The sequence below is a fragment of the Paenibacillus sp. XY044 genome (assembly GCF_002257645.1).
Classification (GTDB): Bacteria; Bacillota; Bacilli; order Paenibacillales; family Paenibacillaceae; genus Paenibacillus_AQ.
In genome coordinates, this window is the sequence record NZ_NQMO01000003.1 from 611,611 (window position 1) to 629,020 (window position 17,410).

The following is a 17,410-nucleotide window of genomic DNA, read 5'->3' on the forward strand; positions in this document are numbered from 1 at the left end:
TGAAACCGTATACATGAATTGAAGGAAGGGGAAATACGCCAATGAACAAGTGGTTGAAAAGCGGATTGGTGAGCATGATCGGGAGTGCGCTGCTGGTTACCGGCTGCAGTTCCGGAAAATCAGCGAATCCATCCGGAGCTCCCGCAGGGGCGAATATGGACAATGTCAATGCCACCGGCTATCCGATCGTAAAGGATACCGTCACTTTGACGATGATGGGCGCCAAAGCTGCCATTCACGGGCCATGGGAGGACATGGTATTATTTAAAAAGATGGAGGAAAAAACGAACATCCACTTCGAGTTCGACACGCCGCCCCAAGCCAACTATCAGGAAGCCAAAAATCTGGCGTTCGCCAGCCGGCAGCTGCCGGATGTGTTCTTTAACGCACAGCTGACGCCAGACGACGAAGTGACTTATGGCAGCCAAGGATATTTGATACCGCTCGAAGGGCTCATCGAGAAATACGCGCCGCATTTCAACAAATTGATGACCGACAATCCCGAAATAAAAAAGTCGATCACCACCGTTGATGGTCACATCTATGCGCTGCCGCTCATCATTGACCAGCCCCGCGCCTATGTCCCCAACCGGATGTGGCTGAATGGAGACTGGCTGAAGCACCTCGGGGTAAGCGGGGAGCCTGCGACGACGGATGAACTGTATGATCTGTTGGTACGTTTTAAGAACGAAGATCCGAACGGGAACGGGCAACCTGATGAGATTCCTTTATCCGGCGTGAAGCTGGACAGTTTGCAAAGCGTTCTGCTTCCGGCTTTCGGACTGCTTGGCCGCGAAGTGGAGGTTAATGACGGGAAGGTCCGGTTTAATCCTGTTCAAAGCGAATATAAAGCCTATCTGGAGTATCTGAACAAACTGTTCTCCGATAAGCTGCTCGACAACGAGCTGTTCGTTCAGACCTCGCAACAAATGTCGGCCAAGGGGAATGCGAACCAGTTGGGTGCGTTCGTCACCTCTTCTCCAGACTTGGTTTTGAAGGTTGATAAGCCGGAAGATAACTTGAAGCATCCGATGCTGGGTCCGCTGACGAGCCCGGTGAACCCGGAGAAACTGGCCCAGAAAGCCTCCAACATCCGCCGGGGGACGTTTGCGATTACAAGTGAGAACAAGTATCCGGAAGCGACGATGCGCTGGGTCGATATTTTGTATTCGGATGAAGGAAGCCGCCTGGGATACCTCGGTGACAGCTATGAATGGCTGGACGATGCCAAAACCAAGTGGAAATTTGTATCCCCGGAAGGTACCAACCCTGAGGAATACCGTGCCAAACTCACCCCGGATGTCGGTGGACAGCTTCCATTGATCAAGGAACGGGTGTTTGACTCGAAGCGGGATAACGGAAAGGCGCCGGACTACAACAAAATGGTGGACGATAAGCTGAATCCTTACGCCAGACAAGAATATCCGGATGTGTATTTCAGCAATGACGAGCAAAAACGCCTCAACATCATCAAGACGGACATCAAAACGTATGTGGATCAAATGGAGGCCAAATTCGTGGTCGGCCAAGAGCCGATAAGCAAATGGGACGAATATGTGAAGACGATTGATAAAATGGGTCTAACGGAAATGCTGCAAATTTATCAGGACGCTTATGATCGATGGAATCAGTCGAAATAATCGTAAAAGGTGTGATTCAACTTTGACTAAACCGAATGTGATTGTAATTTACTGCGACGATTTGGGCTACGGTGACTTGGGCTGCTACGGCTCCGATGCGATTCGTACGCCGCACTTGGATGCGCTTGCACAAGATGGGGCACGTTTTACCAACTGGTACTCGAACTCACCGGTATGTTCACCGTCCCGGGCGGCGCTGCTTACGGGGAAGTATCCTGCCAAAACAGGCGTCAGCCATATCTTGGGCGGGAAGAGAGGGACGGGCGGATTAAGGGACGATGCCAAAACCCTAGCGCAGCGGCTCAAAGAGCATGACTACAGAACGGCTTTATTCGGCAAATGGCATCTTGGATCGGCAGAAGAGACCAAGCCCAATGCCAAGGGATTTGATGAGTACTTCGGCTTCCAGGCCGGGTGCGTGGACTACTATTCCCACATCTTTTATTGGGGAATGCCGAGCGTGAATCCGGTGCACGATTTATGGAGCAACGGCGAAGAGGTGTGGCGCGACGGTGAGTATTTGACGCATCTGATCACCGACAAATCCGTCGATTTTATCGAGGCAAGCCGGGCTGCCGACAAGCCGTTTTTCCTGTATGCCGCTTATAATGCGCCGCATTACCCGATGCATGCGCCGGAAAAATATATGAATCGCTACAGTCACCTCCCAAGGGACCGCCAGCTGATGGCGGCCATGATCTCGGCCGTTGATGACGGTGTCGGCAATATTGTGGCAGCGCTTAAACGTGTGGGGGCGTATGAAGACACCATTATTTTCTTCTCGAGCGACAATGGGCCGTCATCGGAGTCGCGCAATTACCTGGACGGAACGGAAGACGTGTACTACGGCGGAAGCGCCGGAATCTTCCGCGGGCATAAAGGCAGCCTGTTCGAAGGCGGGATTCGGGAACCGGCCATCCTCGTCTATCCATCCAAAATTGCTGCTGAACAGACGAAAGATGACGTCGGCATGATGGCCGATATCGTTCCGACCGTGATGGATCTCGCCGGTCTTCCCGTGCCCGCGGCGGAAGAGATCGACGGAAGCAGCATCGTGCCGATGCTGACGCAAAAGGCGGGAACGCCGCATCAGCAAATATGCTGGGAGTACGGCAGCCAGCTCGCGATTCGTGAGGGCAAATGGAAGCTGGTCCTTGGCGGCAAGCTCGACTTTGACCGCACCCAGCCCGACGATGTTCATTTATCGGATTTGGAGGCGGATCCGGGCGAACGGGTCAATCTGAAGGATGAGTTCCCGGAAATCGCGCAGCGACTGGAAAATGATGTCCGGCAGTGGTATGCGGCGCTTCTATAGTTTATCCTTAGGGTAATATACATGTTAGATCCAATCAAAGGAGTTGATCGTATGCCAACGATTCAAGTGGAAGGCAGAGAGGCCATTCTAGCAGAGGAAGGACAGAAGCTCGTCCTGGCCCTAGAAGACAACGGGGTGGATATTTTGCACCGCTGCGGGGGAAATGCCAGATGCACCACCTGCCGGGTGGAAGTGTTGGAAGGCGATGCGGGTCCTGTCGGGGAAGCCGAAGCAGCCATTCTTAGCACCAAAGGTATTCACGAGCCGAATATCAGGCTGTCCTGCCAAATTCGGGTACATACGGACCTGACGGTCAAGCCGGTGATGACGGTATCGGAATCCGGAATGGATCCCGGTAAAAGACCATTGGACTAAGGTAATCAGGTCTAAACAGCCACAAAATAAAGCGGCTTTCTTTCCGCCAGGTTTCGGGGAAGAAAGCCGTTTTTCCGTTATTTTAACAGCCAAAGCGCCGGAACGTTCGGCGGTTCCCAACCCGGCAGCGAGGTATGGGCCTGGCGGCATTCGTAGGTCGATCCGTTATAGGTAACGAGCGTACCGGGTGTATAGGCGACATTTGGTGCCCATGCCGCTGCGGACGGGGATGAAGCCGTCGTTGCGGTTACCGGATTGCTGGCGGCCGAATCATTTCCCGCCGCATCCACAGCGCGAACGGTAAACGTATAAGACGTCTTAGCCGCGAGTCCGCTGGCCGTGTAGGTCAGCGTCGTACCGGATACGGTGCCTGCCAGCGTGCTGCCGTTGTATATCCGGTAACCGGTCACGCCAACGTTATCCGTCGAAGCCGTCCATTTTAGTTTTACTGCATCGGAAGTCGGCGTACCGTCAACCTGCAGACCGGCTGGAGCCGAAGGTGCCTGGGTGTCAGCCGGCGGATTCGTCGAGCCGGATGTCGTGAACGTAACGGCGCTGCTGGCATCCGAAGTATTGCCCGCAGCGTCTACGGCACGAACAGTAAACGTATAGGAAGTGTTTGGCGAAAGTCCGGTGACCTGATAACTGAGGGTAGAACTTCCCGTCGTAGTGACAAGCGTGCTTCCGTTATAGACCTTGTAGCCGGTCACGCCGACATTATCGCTCGAGGCGCCCCAGGTCAGCGTTGCCCCTGTTGACGTAATGCCGGTTGCCTTCAGGTTGGAAGGGGCCGAAGGAGCCGTGGTATCCGGAGTTCCGCTGCCCCCGCCGAAGTCCACATCAATCACATTGTAGAAGGCGTTGGCGGTATCCGCGATTTCCCACACGGCGAGGATGACCTGATATCCCGTACGGCTTGGCACATTACAGGTGCTGGTATAGGTTGCGCCAGGCTGCACGCCGTTATAATTTTCCGAACAAAACGGGGTCAGATCGAAGGAATCTCTTGTGAGCGGCGCATTGGGGTTCCAGTTCTGCTTCGTGATGTAATATTTCCAGCTGGTCGTGGCGTGTCTGGCCGTCAAGGGTCCAGCTGAACGTATTGGTGCCGGGAGTGAGGTTGACTTTGCTCCAGCGGGTCGAAGATTGTTCGTCCAGCGTGGGGAAAGCACCGTTGGCGCTGGCGATTTTACCGTCTGCCGGACCGGCGGCCGGGAAGCCCTTCGGAGCTTCCAAGCTTTGAGGCTCGTAGACGATCGGGCCGCAGTTCGTATTGGCACCCGTTTTGCATAAATAAGCGCGGCTGCCGGGGGACTGGACATAACCATGCGCGGAAGCACGCTCCACGATCATCATCGTGCACAGCAGCGTGATCAAAGCCAAACTGCCAGCGAACAGCCATTTTAGCATTCCATGCTGTCGTAACCGAATCGTTGTCATCCGAATTTCCTCCTCTAATCCGAATATGGAACGATATGTGACATTCTGGCTGCGAAGGTTGTTAAGGCTGTGACACCCCCCTTTATAAAAATTGGCAATCGATTCGCTTCACGAACGCCGACCTTGTTATCAGTCAGCTTCTGGGATGTTGTTATATATAAACTCGGCAGGCGAGTTTATATCGGATCAAGAACTCGATTTTTAATCCGAAAAATACATAAAAAATCAATATTTAGTAATAATTAGTATCGTTAACACAACGATAAACCAATAGGCCCTCCCCCTCAATAATAAAAAACAACGATTTAGGTGGTGTTTGAGTGAATCGTTACCGTTCATTCATAAAAAATTGCGGAATGCGGAAACCTAAATCAAGAGTCTGGAATGCATCCATCACCGAACTTATGCGTGTTTTATAAGAAACCTATTATGCAATGGGAGGGCACACAACAACATGTCCAATGTGTTAATGATTAAGGCGAATGACCGTCCGTTAGAGCAATCGGTTACCGTCCAGATGTATGAAGCTTTCGTTAAAACGTACCGGGATACCCACCCGGGCGATGTGGTTACCGAGCTGGATTTGTTCGCCTTGAACCTGCCGAATTACGGCAACACAGCACTTACTGCTCTGTACAAGCGCGGCCAGGGACAGGAACTGACGCCAGAAGAGACGAATATTGCCGATTTGGTCCGCGTTCATATCGATCAGTTCCTTGCCTCCAACAAGGTGGTGATCGCGTTCCCGCTGTGGAACTATGCAGCGCCGGCACCGCTGATCACGTATATGTCCTATTTGGCCCAAGCCGGCACGATGTTCCGGTATACGCCTGAGGGTCCCGTCGGACTTGCCGGGGGACGGAAAGTGGTCCTGCTGAACGCCCGCGGCGGAATCTACTCCAACGAGGACATGGCTCCGTTTGAAGGAGCGATCCGGTTCGTGAAATCCAACTTGATGCTGTGGGGGATCACGCCGGAAGAAATCATTATTGAGGGACATAACCAGATGCCGGCCGAAGCCAAGAACATCATTCAAAAGGGACTGGATCAAACGGCAAAGTATGCTGCGACTTTTTAAAACAGGTACAAAAAAGCATTTCGGCTGTATGGCAGCCGGAATGCTTTTTTTGTGTATTGTCTTCAGCAAAGACGATGCAAACCACATTTTTCATAAAAAAATGAGTTGACAGAAAGCGCATTTCATCGACTATAATATGTAGACCGTTCGTTATAATTTAGAAAGGAGGTCATGTTCGCAATGACGGAAAAGCCCAATTCCCGTGAATCCATTGTGGAGACGGCAACACGGCTTTTTGCTAAACAGGGCTATCACGGAACGGGGTTAAACCAAATTATAAAGGAAAGCCATTGCCCGAAAGGCTCACTGTACTATTATTTTCCAGAGGGTAAGGAAGAGCTTGCACAAGAATGCATTTTACGCATTAAAAGTGCGGTATCCGACAAGTGGGAAGAGGCTTTTGACCGGTTTGACGATCCGTCCCAAGCCATCCAGCATTGTATTGATGTGATCGCGGCCGATGCCAAGGCCACCGATTTCGATGGGTTTATCCCGCTCAGCTTCTGGAATGCGGTGGAAACCTCCTGCATCAGCAACAATCTGAGGGAAGCCTGTCAAGGCGTGCTCCATGAATGGGAGAGAGTCTTGACTACACGGCTTCAGGATGCCGGGCTGGAGGAGTCCCGTTCACGTGAAGCCGCCACAGTCATCCTGTCTTTGCTGGAGGGATCGCTGCTGATCGCCCAGACGAACAAGGATACGGTACCGATGTTCCTTGCATCCAAATACGTCGGCATATTGCTGGACCGCCTTTTGTCCAAAAATACACCGGATGAAGTTCATAAAGAAAAATAAGATAGATTTTATAGAGAGATTACAGAAATTAGAGAGAATATATAGGGACATTTAGAGAGAGATAAGAGAGACATTGGACATATGACAGGAGGATGGGATTGTGGAAGCAGCCGTGCAGCATACGCAAGCTCAAATGCAAACGGAGAAAAATTTTAAAGTTTTACCGATCATGATTTCGCTGCTCATTGCCGGTTTTATCGGCATGTTCAGTGAAACCGCGCTGAATATCGCGCTAAGCGATTTGATGCAGGTGATGCATATCACTCCTGCTACGGCGCAATGGCTCACGACTGGATACCTGCTGACCTTGGGCATTCTGGTCCCTGTGTCGGGATTGCTGCTGCAGTGGTTTACCACGAGGCAGCTGTTTGTGGCCGCGCTCAGCTTTTCGATTGTCGGGACCCTGATTGCGGCGCTTGCGCCATCGTTTGAGTTTCTGATGGTGGCCCGCGTCGTGCAGGCGATTGGTACCGGCATCATGCTGCCGCTGATGTTTAATACGATTTTGGTCATTTTTCCGCCGGAGAAACGGGGAGGCGCGATGGGAATCATCGGGCTGGTCATCATGTTTGCGCCGGCGATCGGACCTACGATCGCGGGTCTGTTGATCGAAAACCTCAGCTGGCACTGGATTTTCTGGCTGTCGCTGCCGTTTTTGATTTTGGCTCTGGTGTTCGGAATTGCATTTATGCAAAATGTGTCCAGCATCACCAAGCCGAAGATTGACCTGTTGTCCATCGCGCTGTCCACGATCGGATTCGGAGGCATCGTATTCGGCTTCAGCAGCGCGGGTGAAGGCAGCGGGGGATGGACGAGCACCAAAGTGATTGTGTCGCTGGTCATCGGCGTGGTCGGCCTGCTGCTGTTCGGATGGCGCCAATTGTCGATGAAGCAGCCGATGATTAACCTGCGTGCGTTTAAATACCCGATGTTTTCGGTTGGCGTGGTTTTGATCTTTATCAGCATGATGATTATTCTGTCGTCGATGCTCGTGCTGCCACTGTTCCTTCAGGGCGGTTTTGGCAAATCGGCCTTCTATGCCGGCCTGCTCATGCTTCCGGGGGGGATCATCAACGGAATCATGTCGCCAGTGATGGGACGTCTGTTCGACAAATACGGCCCGAAATGGCTCGTGTTCCCCGGATTTCTGGTGGCTGCCGCAGCGCTATGGTTCTTCTCGGGCGTAACGGCCGTATCAGCGGCGTTTCTCGTGATCGTGCTTCACACGTGCCTGATGATCGGCATTTCGATGATCATGATGCCGGCGCAGACGAACGGGCTGAATCAGCTGCCGCGTGAGTACTACCCAGACGGCACAGCCATCATGAATACGCTGCAGCAGGTAGCGGGCGCCATCGGCACAGCGCTTGCCGTCAGCGTAATGTCGGCGGGCCAGAAGCATTACGCCGAGGCGCATCCCGGCGGTAATCCGCTTGATGCTTTGACTTCAGGTGTTTCAAATGCGTTTATGTTCGGCATGATTATCGCAATCATCGGATTTGTTATTGCGCTGTTCATTAAGCGCGTTCCCGTTAAACAACAGAAATGACATTAGCGAACAAAGCCCGGTATCGGTTGATACCGGGCTTTGTTTTGTATTTGCAAACGGGAACAACGTCAGTAGGGGATTACCATCTGGTAAAATTGATGCCATAGGCGTACTGGTTTATAATGGGGATTCAATGGCGAACATGCCTGATTCGAAAGTCATGAACGAGGTGATGCAGTTGAAGCAAACACCGCCTAAGCTCCCGCTTACCCCGGAGGAACGGGCCCATTTAAGAGCTTTTAAAGTGAAGCTGAAGGATATATGCACCCTCAATGCCGCACAGCTGTCGGACATGCTGGAAATTACGCACGAGCGCGCCAACATGCTGAGGGGTCTGGCCATGTTTCAATCCGTACCCTCGATCGGTCCTAAGGTGGCCGCAAGGGTGGTTGACATGGGATACTATTCGCTGGATGAAATTAAGGACATCGACGGTGCTGATTTCATAGACAGGATGGAGGCGCACTTTGGATACTGGGAGGATCCCTGTCTGGAAGATGCTCTTCGCTGTCTGGTGCACCATGCCAACCATCCGGGCAGCGAGCGGATCTGGCCTGATTTTACCGAAGAGAGGAAGAAATACCGGGAGCAGTACGGATATCCGGCATCAAGACCTGTACCCGCCTGGTATGAGCACCGGGAGGGTGAGGCATCCAAGCTCAAGTAAGGAGGAATGGAGCATTTGATTCGGCACAAGGTTCATCAGAAAGTAAACGATATAGAGGAAACGGAGCTGGAATTGACCCGGTTCAACGCAGGGCGTGCGCTTTCGTCTCCGGATAAGCGCCTTGAAGAGATACGAATCGGCGGTACCAAACTGCTTATCGAAGTAACCGGTCCGGATTCTCTCTACTACAATCGGGTCAAAGGATTTGGTATCGCGGACCTGGAGCATTTGGACGACATCATCAGCGAATATGAGCGAAGGAATGCCCGACCTTGTTTTGATATGGCGCCAAACCGGCTGAACGAACAGGTTGCGCTGGCACTGCACGGCAGGGGATTTCTTCCCATGGATCAGCTGGCATTTTTGGAGGCAGCTCCGGTGGAGAAGGAGGCAGTGCATCCGGATATCAGCGTTGACCCGGTACACGAAGGCAATGTCGACGTGTTGCTGGGGATCGTCAGTGACTTGATGGGCGGTGTGCCAGCCGAGGTTTTGGCGAGGAAAAAACGATACTTTACCTTCCCGGTTTTCAGGAATTATCTCGCCTATGCGAACGGTCAGTTGGCTGGGATCGGATCGATGTTTATCTATAAGGGAAACGGTTATTTGGCTAATGATTATACGCTGCCCGCGTATAGAGGCAGGGGTTGCCAGACGGCGCTGATCTGCCATCGGTTGTCGGAGGCGAAGCGGACAGGCCTGTCGAAGGTGTACACGGATGTGGAGTTCGGCTCTCCAAGTCATGACAATATGCTGGTCCAAGGGTTCAGCCACGTGTTTACCAATTCATTTTGGGTAAGAGAACGGTAAAAACACTCCCGTCCGGGGAGTGTTTTTTACTATTCCGTATACTGGTCGATGTTGTCCCGCAGAAGCTGAAGCACTAAGTCCCTCAAACGCGGCGGGGACATGACCTGCACATCCGGACCGAAGCGGAGCAGCCTCCGGGCTGTAAACGGAAACTCCTCCAACGGAACGGGGCCGCTCCATTGACCGTCCGCGACGCTCTGAAAAATCGGATCGTCCTTGGCGAGGCGCATACCAAAAGGGGTAAACCGCAGCACCACCTCGGCTTTTTCACGGTTATCGGTTGACTGCATCCACTCGGCGAGGGACGGCACTACCGGATCGGCAGCGCCGGTCCGCTCCACGCTTCGGATCCGATCCACGCGAAAGAGGAGCGTCTTCTCCGGATTGCGTGCGGGCATATACCAATAGCCGTTTTCAAAATAGATGCCGAAGGGGTACACGATATGATCCTTTTCCCCGTTGGCAGACTTATAGGCGACCCGGATTTCCTGCTTGGCGATCGCCGCCTCCAAAATTTCCGTCGTCCAGGGTGCAGGCTCATGCAGCTGCATCATTCGGAAGGAAATATGACTTCGCATCTGATCGATGTTCGTCTGTACGTCGGAAGGCAGGGATCCGTAATATTGCACGGCCAAGTGGGAGCGGATCGCGTCAAACGGGAAATCGGGCACCTTCTCCAGCATTTCGAGCATCAGAAACAAACCGAGCGCCTCGGTCCGGGTCAGCTGCAGCGGCGGCAGGATACGGTTCTCCAGCGCGCGGTATCCGCCATGAGCCCCTTGTTCGCTGTACAGCGGAAAACCGATTTGCTGCAGGTAATCCAAGTCGCGCTGGATGGTCCGAACCGAGACATTGAAACGCTCCGCCAATTCGCGGGCCGTAAACTTCTTCCGGGAGTCGATGATCCGCATCATCGCTAATCTCCGCTCATTCATGATATCCTCCTAATTACGTCAAGTTATGTCGCAGTTACATTGTAACATATGAACAGAAGGGAGCGATAAAAACATGGAAAACTCGAAAGTAGTGCTGTATCTCGCGGTTAGTCTGGACGGATATATTGCGCGTTCGGACGGATCGGTGGATTGGCTGTTTGACGTTGAAGGCGATGGCGGAGACAACGGATATGCGAAGTTTTACGGGCGCATCGGTGCACTGATTATGGGCAGGCTTACTTACGACGAAGTGCTCAAGCTGTCGGATGAATTTCCTTACAAGGGGAAGCCTTGCTATGTGGTGACCCGGTCCGAGCAGCCTCCTTCCCCCGATGTGACGTTTACGGCCGAAGACTTGGCATCTCTGGTTCCGAAGGTCAAAGCAGAGGCAATCGGGGACGTATGGATGGTTGGAGGCGGGCAGTTGACGAAGGCTTTCCTGGAAAAAGGACTGCTGGACCGAATTGAAATGACGGTCATTCCTAAAATTCTCGGCGAGGGAATCCCGCTGTTTCCGGAAGGAATGGATTCCACCCGGCTGAAGCTGGTCTCAGCCGAACCGATGGGTCAGATGGTATCTCTGGCGTATGAAGTGTTGAAAAGATGATGGCTGACATCAACTAACTAGCGGTTGGAAGTGGCCCTGCCATCGGGCAAGTTGCAGTAAAGGAGAAGCTGCGGTGATTAATTGAGGTATAGGGCTAACTGCAGTAAAAGACGCCACCCGGCTAAACAAATTAGCCGGGTGGCGTAGCCATACAAGAAGACGTTTTGTTTTACGCCAGCGATCGTGAATTACGATTTGAATTCGGCATTCACCGGTTCAGGAATGAGCTTCTTTGGGGGAGCCGCGGTAAACCAGGTTTTCTTCCATTGGCCTTTCGCCACCCACACCACCAGCAAACTGGCCGCAGCCACGCCGCTTAGGATCAGGAATCCGGGTGTGTACGACCCGGTGGACTGGTACAATCCGCCGAGCACAAGCGGCAGCAGGTAACCGCCGAAACCGCCAGCAGCACCGACAATGCCGGTGACGATACCGATCTCATCCCGAAACCGCTGCGGCACGATCTGGAAGACGGAGCCGTTCCCGGCACCCAGGCACATCATGCCGGCAAAAAGGAGGATGGAGATCATATACAAGGACGGGAGAGTGGATACGCAAGCGAGCATGACGGCTGCTCCGGCATACAGGATGAGCAGCATGCGGACGCCCCCGATTCGATCGGACAAATATCCGCCCACCGGACGGAAGAGACTGCCCGCGATGACGCACACGGTCGTAAAATCGGCGGCATGCACGGCGGAAAGGTTGTACTGCGTATGAAAAAAGATCGTCAGGTAATTGGTCAGACCGACAAATCCGCCGAACGTAACGCAATACAGCCAGCAGAAGAGCCAGGTATCCTTTTGCTTTAACACCGAGCCGTATTCGGAAAATTTTTTAGGAGCGGGCTGGTTGGGGCTGTCCTTGGCAAAGATGCTGAACAGGATAAATACGATGATGATCGGAATCAAGGCGATGCCGAATACGGCTTCCCATCCTCCGAAATGCTGCGCTAGCCGGTTCGCAAACAGCGTGCTCAGCACCGTGCCGCTGTTGCCGGCTCCGGCGATGCCCATCGCCAGGCCTTGATACTGCGGCGGGTACCAGCGGCTGGCGAGCGGAAGCGCAGCCGAGAACGATGCCCCCGCAATACCGAGCAGCAGGGCGATGACGTGCAGCTCGCCGAGCGAGTCCACGAAACGCCAGCCCCAGACCAGCGGCACCATCGTCAGCAGCATCCCGAGCTGTCCGGTGCGCTTCGGACCGACATAATCGGTCAGGAAGCCGAGGACCAGCCTCAGCACGGAGCCGCCGAGCACCGGCAGCGCGACCAGGTTCGCCTTTTGGGATGCGGTCATCGGATAATCATCCATCATAATGACGCTCAGCGGGCCGAGGAGAACCCAAATCATGAAGCTGATGTCAAAATAGAAAAATGCACTGAATAAAGACGGTTTATGCCCACTTTTCCAAAATGTCGTGCTTTCTTTCATCTCCATCTCCTCCATATCCTTTTTATCGCATACAAAACAAAAAGCCGCAGTTTGCCCTTAATCGGACAACCAGCGGCCTCATTGCCATGGGAAGTATTCCTCCCGGATGAAAGATCACGTCTTTGTGATTTCGAAATGAATTATAGTGGAATGTAAAATACATGTCAATAAACTATACATAAATTTTAATTTCGGACAATCAAGGTGGCGATTTTGGTGAATATTCAGAAATGAATGTAATATATATTGACATAGAATTGGAATTCCATTATGCTCAGTTCAAATCCATTTTCCGGTACAACGGTGTACCTGTGACTAACTGGCAATGACGCCCGTTCCCTTGATTTCCAAGGGGCGGGTTTTTCATTTTTAGGCCTGGCCTACACAGTTCGAGACGGAGGTGACTGCTATGGGGAAGCCGAGGCTTGTCGTAGTCGGCAATGGGATGGCAGGAATGAGATGCGTGGAGCATATTTGCGATTTGGCGCCCGATATGTATGAGATCACCGTGTTCGGAAATGAGCCCCATCCGAATTATAACCGGATCATGCTGTCGAAAGTGCTTCAAGGCGGAACGAGCGTTGATGACATTACGATTCATGATTGGAATTGGTACAAAGAACGGGGGATCTCTCTGCACACCGGGGAAACCGTGCTTCGGGCCGATCCCGGTCAACAGCGGATTTATACGGCATCCGGCCATGTGAAGCCGTATGACCGGCTGATTATCGCGACCGGCTCCGCGGCCTTTCTACCCAAAATCCCCGGCATTCACAAGCCGGGAGTTACTGCATTCCGTAATATCGCCGACTGTGAGCGGATGATGGAAGCTTCGCGGACGTATAAGCATGCGGCCGTCATCGGCGGCGGACTGCTCGGGCTGGAAGCGGCGAGGGGGCTGCTGAACCTCGGCATGGAGGTAGATGTCATTCACAACGCGTCGTATCTGATGAACCGGCAGCTGGATACCGCCGCAGCGGAGATGCTGAAGCGGGAGCTGACCCAGCAGGGGATGCGTTTTCTGGTTGAAAAACGTACGGAGCGAATATTCGGCAGAAAGCGCGCGGAAGGCTTGCAGTTCTCTGACGGCAGACGGCTCGGGGCCGATCTGATCGTTCTGGCCGTAGGGATAAGGCCGAATATTTCCGTGGCGGAAGCCAGCGGAATCCCCACGAACCGGGCGATCATCGTTGACGACTATATGCAGACGGGCGTCGATCGGATTTATGCCGTTGGGGAATGCGCGGAGCACCGCGGCATTGTCTACGGCCTGGTGGCTCCATTATATGAGCAGGCGCGCGTCCTCGCCATGCATTTATGCGGCCAGAACACGGAGCCTTACCCGGGTTCCGTCCCTTATGCACAGCTGAAGGTGTCGGGCGTGGAGGTATTCTCCGCCGGATTGATCCAGGGGGGAGAATGCGAGACGGCGCTGCAGCATTACGACGGCGTGAAGGGGACCTATAAGAAGGTAACGATGAAAAACGGCAGGATTGCCGGTGCCGTGCTCTTTGGGGACAGTTCGGAAGGAACGGAGCTGCTGGGCTATTTGAAAAGGCAGGCGCCGGTGTCGGCTTTGAAGGCTCAGCCTACCGGAGGATGTTCTTCAATGGCCAAGACGGCCGAAGCCATGGGGGATCAGGAGACGGTCTGCAATTGCAACAGTGTCACAAAAGCTGCCATTATGGAAACCGTCTGGCAGGACGGGGCGCGGACGGTGGAGCAAATACGGGAGCGGACCAAGGCATCCGGTTCCTGCGGCGGCTGCAGGCCGATGGTGGCCGCGATCCTTGAGCTGGCAACGTCCTTGGGAGCGATGAAGCCAGCGCCGGCCGCGGCTCCGGTGCCGATCTGCGGCTGTACGGAGCTGGACCGTGCCGCGATCCGGGCCGCGCTGAGCCGGGGCAGCGATGCGAGCGTCCAGGCGGCCATGCTCCGGCTGGGCTGGAAGCGTCCCGAAGGCTGCCCGGTGTGCCGATCGACCTCCGCTTATTACCTTGGCATTCATCGGCCGGGAGGCGGCGGAGAACCCATGATCCGCGTGTCTTCAAGCCCCTCCGCTTCACCGGGCGGCCTTCATCCGGAGACAGGGCGGATCGCACTCGAACTGAAGCGCAGAAGTACGGGATGGATCATGCCGGGACAGATACGCATCGCGGTGTCTGCGGGTCCGCGCGACCCGGCGGGTGTCCTTGTGCATGATCTCGGCATTGGTGCATCTCCAGCCGGATGGGAATTGTACGCGGGCGGACATATGGAGCATCCGGTCAAGGAAGGTCAACTGGTCGGTGCACTGCCCGATGCTGGGGACATCATCGACATGGCTCTAAGCTGCCTTGCGCTGTACCGGGATTCTGCTTACTACCGGGAACCGGTGTGGGAGTGGCTGGAACGATACGGGCTACAGCGTTTACGGGAGAAGCTGCTCGATCCCGATGAGCGCGATTCGGTGCTTGAAACGATGGACATGGCGCGATCGGCGGAAATCGACGCAAACTCTGATACACATTCCGAAGAAAGGACGGTGGGTATATGACGCTGACGATGAATACGCAGTGCCCTTTTTGCAGCGTGCAGTGCAAAATGACCGTAAAGATTGCACCAGGGGAGGCCAGGCAGCGATCGGGTTTTCAGGCTACGGGAGTCCCCAATGCTGCGTCCGAGGGGCGGCTCTGCGTGAAAGGGATGAATGCGCACCAGCATGCCTCAAGCCGGGAACGGCTCCTGTATCCGCTGCTAAGAAAAGACGGGGAATTGGTCCGTGCGTCTTGGGAAGAGGCATTGGACGCCGTCGCCTCCCGTATCTTGGCCATTCAAGAGACGCACGGCCGGGATGCGGTCGGCGTGTATGGAGGCGGTTCTTTAACGAATGAAACGGCGTATGCACTCGGCAAATTTGCGAGGGTGGCCCTCCGGAGCCGTTATATCGATTACAACGGAAGATTCTGCATGTCGGCGGCGGCATCCGCCGGGGTGCGGACGTTCGGCATCGACCGGGGGCTGACCAATCAGCTGTCGGAAATTCCGCTGGCCGAGTGCATTATCCTGGCCGGCACGAACATCGCGGAATGCCAGCCGACGCTCATGCCTTATTTTATCCGGGCGGAAGAAAATGGGTCATTCATCATCGTCATTGATCCCCGGGCAACGGCGACGGCGGAGCTGGCGGATCTTCATCTCCAGGTGAAGCCCGGGACCGACAGCGCTTTGGTGAGCGGCATGCTGAAGGTCATCGTGGATGAAGATTTGATCGATTCGGCGTTTATTCAAAGCCGGACGAAGGATTTTGACAACCTGAAGGCTGATTTGCTTCAGGTTGACTTGGAAAAGATCGTCGAGCTTACAGGCGTACCCCTCCAGCAGATAAGAACCGCTGCCGTGACTTACGCCAAGGCGGGCACCGGCATGGTGTTTACTGCGCGCGGCGTGGAACAGCATGCCGACGGGCATATGGCGGTCCGGAATTTTCTGAATATGGTTCTGGCAACCGGGAAAATTGGCAAGGAAGGCTGCGGATACGGTGCCGTTACCGGTCAGGGAAACGGGCAGGGCGGCAGAGAGCATGGACAGAAGGCCGATCAGCTGCCCGGCTACCGTTCGATTGAAAACGAAAACGACCGCGCGTTTGTGGCGGAGGTATGGGGAATTCAGCCTGAAGAGCTTCCGGGAAAAGGGGTATCCGCCTATGAAATGATGGAGCTCGTTAATGAGGAACAGATCAAGGCGTTATTCGTCATGGGCTCGAATCCGGTCGTTTCGAATCCCCATGCTTCGCTGGTGGAGGAGGGCATCCGGAAGCTCGATTTTCTGGTCGTCGCCGATATGTTCCTGTCGGAAACTGCAAGATACGCGGACGTAGTCCTGCCTGTCACTTCATATATGGAAAACGATGGGACCATGACGAATCTGGAAGGCCGTGTGCTCTTGCGGGAAGCAGCCAGACCGGCGCCGGGCGAAACGCGCCATGATTGGCAGATTCTGTGCTCGGTTGCGGGAAAGCTCGGAAGAGGGGCTTATTTTCCGTTTACAGATGCGGAAGCAATCTTTGACGAGCTGCGAAAAGCCAGCCGGGGCGGAATTGCCGACTACTACGGAATCACTTACGAGCGCCTGCGGCGGGAAGAAGGCATATACTGGCCGTGCCCGTCAACAGATCACCCGGGGACAGGGCGGCTGTTCGAACGCTCCTTCGCGCACGCGGACGGGCTCGCCCGGTTTCAGACGGTACCTGTTGCATCCCGTGGCGAAGAAACGGATGGCGATTATCCGCTGATCATGACCAACGGAAGGGTGCTGCCGCATTATTTGACAGGCGTTCAAACCCGGCGCAGTCCCGTGCTCGCCGCAAAGTTTGTGGAGAGCTTCATGGAAATTCACCCGCTGACAGCCCGCAAGTACCGGATTGAAGACGGTGCCCTCGTTCGCGTCAGCTCCAAACGGGGGACGGTTACGGTACGCAGCCGCTATTCTGACAAAATACGTGAGGATACCGTGTTTATTCCGATGCACTGGGGAGACGTTCAGAACGTGAATTTGGCTACCAACCCCGAGCTTGACCCGTACTGCAAAATGCCGGATTTCAAGGTCAGTGCCGTCCGGGTTCGGCCGCTTGCCGAAGAATGGCTGGAGGATGAGGGGGATTTCTTTCAAAAAAATACATGAGCAAGCCTGCAGCGAGCTTTGGATTACATCTTCAAATTGGACTGCTCCAAATCACTTCGGATTGGCCCTTATCCCCGCCAATGACACATGCTACAATAGCCGTG

The 17,410-nt window shown here is 54.2% G+C and carries 13 protein-coding genes and 1 pseudogene; 11 read left to right on the plus strand and 3 right to left on the minus strand.

Annotated elements, in window-relative coordinates; translation table 11 throughout:
• Positions 1-41 precede the first annotated feature (41 nt).
• The 3 genes from CJP46_RS16460 to CJP46_RS16470 are packed head-to-tail and all read left to right on the plus strand — an operon-like array spanning position 42 to position 3,330.
• Positions 42-1,640, plus strand: a complete 1,599-nt coding sequence (locus CJP46_RS16460; RefSeq protein ID WP_094596669.1) for an extracellular solute-binding protein — start codon at positions 42-44, stop codon at positions 1,638-1,640.
• 22 nt (positions 1,641-1,662) lie between these two features.
• A complete protein-coding gene (locus tag CJP46_RS16465; RefSeq protein ID WP_256992375.1) occupies positions 1,663-2,955 on the plus strand; it encodes a sulfatase-like hydrolase/transferase in 1,293 nt (430 codons plus the stop codon).
• A 51-nt stretch (positions 2,956-3,006) separates the two neighbouring features.
• Positions 3,007-3,330, plus strand: coding sequence for a 2Fe-2S iron-sulfur cluster-binding protein (locus tag CJP46_RS16470; RefSeq protein WP_094596671.1), 324 nt, complete (start codon positions 3,007-3,009; stop codon positions 3,328-3,330).
• 77 nt (positions 3,331-3,407) lie between these two features.
• Here CJP46_RS16470 and CJP46_RS16475 read toward each other — a convergent pair.
• Positions 3,408-4,770 (minus strand): annotated as a pseudogene (locus CJP46_RS16475) (lytic polysaccharide monooxygenase).
• A gap of 454 nt (positions 4,771-5,224) precedes the next feature.
• On the opposite strand from CJP46_RS16475, the gene CJP46_RS16480 reads away from it, so the two are divergent.
• The 5 genes from CJP46_RS16480 (at position 5,225) to CJP46_RS16500 (ending at position 9,669) form a co-directional block, all read left to right on the plus strand.
• A complete protein-coding gene (locus CJP46_RS16480; protein ID WP_094596672.1) occupies positions 5,225-5,848 on the plus strand; it encodes an FMN-dependent NADH-azoreductase in 624 nt (207 codons plus the stop codon).
• Between the two features lie 180 nt (positions 5,849-6,028).
• On the plus strand, positions 6,029-6,643 hold the full coding sequence (locus CJP46_RS16485) for a TetR/AcrR family transcriptional regulator (protein ID WP_094596673.1): 615 nt from the start codon (positions 6,029-6,031) through the stop codon (positions 6,641-6,643).
• A 133-nt stretch (positions 6,644-6,776) separates the two neighbouring features.
• Positions 6,777-8,192 carry a DHA2 family efflux MFS transporter permease subunit gene (locus CJP46_RS16490; protein ID WP_094596911.1) on the plus strand — a complete coding sequence of 472 codons (1,416 nt, stop codon included), beginning with the start codon at positions 6,777-6,779 and terminating at the stop codon, positions 8,190-8,192.
• A 142-nt stretch (positions 8,193-8,334) separates the two neighbouring features.
• Entirely contained in the window at positions 8,335-8,859 is a 525-nt protein-coding gene (locus tag CJP46_RS16495; RefSeq protein WP_256992376.1) for a helix-hairpin-helix domain-containing protein, read from the plus strand.
• Between the two features lie 15 nt (positions 8,860-8,874).
• Positions 8,875-9,669 carry a GNAT family N-acetyltransferase gene (locus CJP46_RS16500; protein WP_143812984.1) on the plus strand — a complete coding sequence of 265 codons (795 nt, stop codon included), beginning with the start codon at positions 8,875-8,877 and terminating at the stop codon, positions 9,667-9,669.
• A 29-nt stretch (positions 9,670-9,698) separates the two neighbouring features.
• Here CJP46_RS16500 and CJP46_RS16505 read toward each other — a convergent pair whose 3' ends face one another.
• Positions 9,699-10,604 (minus strand): helix-turn-helix transcriptional regulator, encoded by a 906-nt coding sequence (locus CJP46_RS16505; protein WP_094596675.1) that lies wholly within the window; start codon positions 10,602-10,604, stop codon positions 9,699-9,701.
• Positions 10,605-10,677: 73 nt separating this feature from the next.
• Here CJP46_RS16505 and CJP46_RS16510 point away from each other — a divergent pair, with 73 nt between their 5' ends.
• Positions 10,678-11,211 carry a dihydrofolate reductase family protein gene (locus CJP46_RS16510; protein WP_094596676.1) on the plus strand — a complete coding sequence of 178 codons (534 nt, stop codon included), beginning with the start codon at positions 10,678-10,680 and terminating at the stop codon, positions 11,209-11,211.
• Positions 11,212-11,399: 188 nt separating this feature from the next.
• On the opposite strand, the gene CJP46_RS16515 is transcribed toward CJP46_RS16510, so the two are convergent.
• Entirely contained in the window at positions 11,400-12,644 is a 1,245-nt protein-coding gene (locus tag CJP46_RS16515; protein ID WP_094596677.1) for a nitrate/nitrite transporter, read from the minus strand.
• Positions 12,645-13,053: 409 nt separating this feature from the next.
• Between CJP46_RS16515 and nirB the strand changes: the two genes are divergently transcribed.
• Together nirB and nasC are read left to right on the plus strand one after the other, a co-directional pair.
• Positions 13,054-15,180, plus strand: coding sequence for a nitrite reductase large subunit NirB (gene nirB, locus CJP46_RS16520; protein ID WP_094596678.1), 2,127 nt, complete (start codon positions 13,054-13,056; stop codon positions 15,178-15,180).
• On the plus strand, positions 15,177-17,306 hold the full coding sequence (gene nasC, locus CJP46_RS16525) for an assimilatory nitrate reductase catalytic subunit NasC (RefSeq protein WP_256992377.1): 2,130 nt from the start codon (positions 15,177-15,179) through the stop codon (positions 17,304-17,306). Before nirB ends, nasC begins: the two co-directional genes overlap by 4 nt.
• Positions 17,307-17,410 lie beyond the last annotated feature (104 nt).

Bases quoted from the DNA above. Each gene is read 5' to 3' on its own strand.
- CJP46_RS16460 (WP_094596669.1), top strand. From the start codon at position 42: ATGAACAAGTGGTTGAAAAGCGGATTGGTGAGCATGATCGGGAGTGCG.
- CJP46_RS16470 (WP_094596671.1), top strand. From the start codon at position 3,007: ATGCCAACGATTCAAGTGGAAGGCAGAGAGGCCATTCTAGCAGAGGAA.
- CJP46_RS16480 (WP_094596672.1), top strand. From the start codon at position 5,225: ATGTCCAATGTGTTAATGATTAAGGCGAATGACCGTCCGTTAGAGCAA.
- CJP46_RS16485 (WP_094596673.1), top strand. From the start codon at position 6,029: ATGACGGAAAAGCCCAATTCCCGTGAATCCATTGTGGAGACGGCAACA.
- CJP46_RS16490 (WP_094596911.1), top strand. From the start codon at position 6,777: ATGCAAACGGAGAAAAATTTTAAAGTTTTACCGATCATGATTTCGCTG.
- CJP46_RS16495 (WP_256992376.1), top strand. From the start codon at position 8,335: ATGCCTGATTCGAAAGTCATGAACGAGGTGATGCAGTTGAAGCAAACA.
- CJP46_RS16505 (WP_094596675.1), bottom strand. From the start codon at position 10,604: ATGAATGAGCGGAGATTAGCGATGATGCGGATCATCGACTCCCGGAAG.
- CJP46_RS16510 (WP_094596676.1), top strand. From the start codon at position 10,678: ATGGAAAACTCGAAAGTAGTGCTGTATCTCGCGGTTAGTCTGGACGGA.
- CJP46_RS16515 (WP_094596677.1), bottom strand. From the start codon at position 12,644: ATGAAAGAAAGCACGACATTTTGGAAAAGTGGGCATAAACCGTCTTTA.
- nirB (WP_094596678.1), top strand. From the start codon at position 13,054: ATGGGGAAGCCGAGGCTTGTCGTAGTCGGCAATGGGATGGCAGGAATG.
- nasC (WP_256992377.1), top strand. From the start codon at position 15,177: ATGACGCTGACGATGAATACGCAGTGCCCTTTTTGCAGCGTGCAGTGC.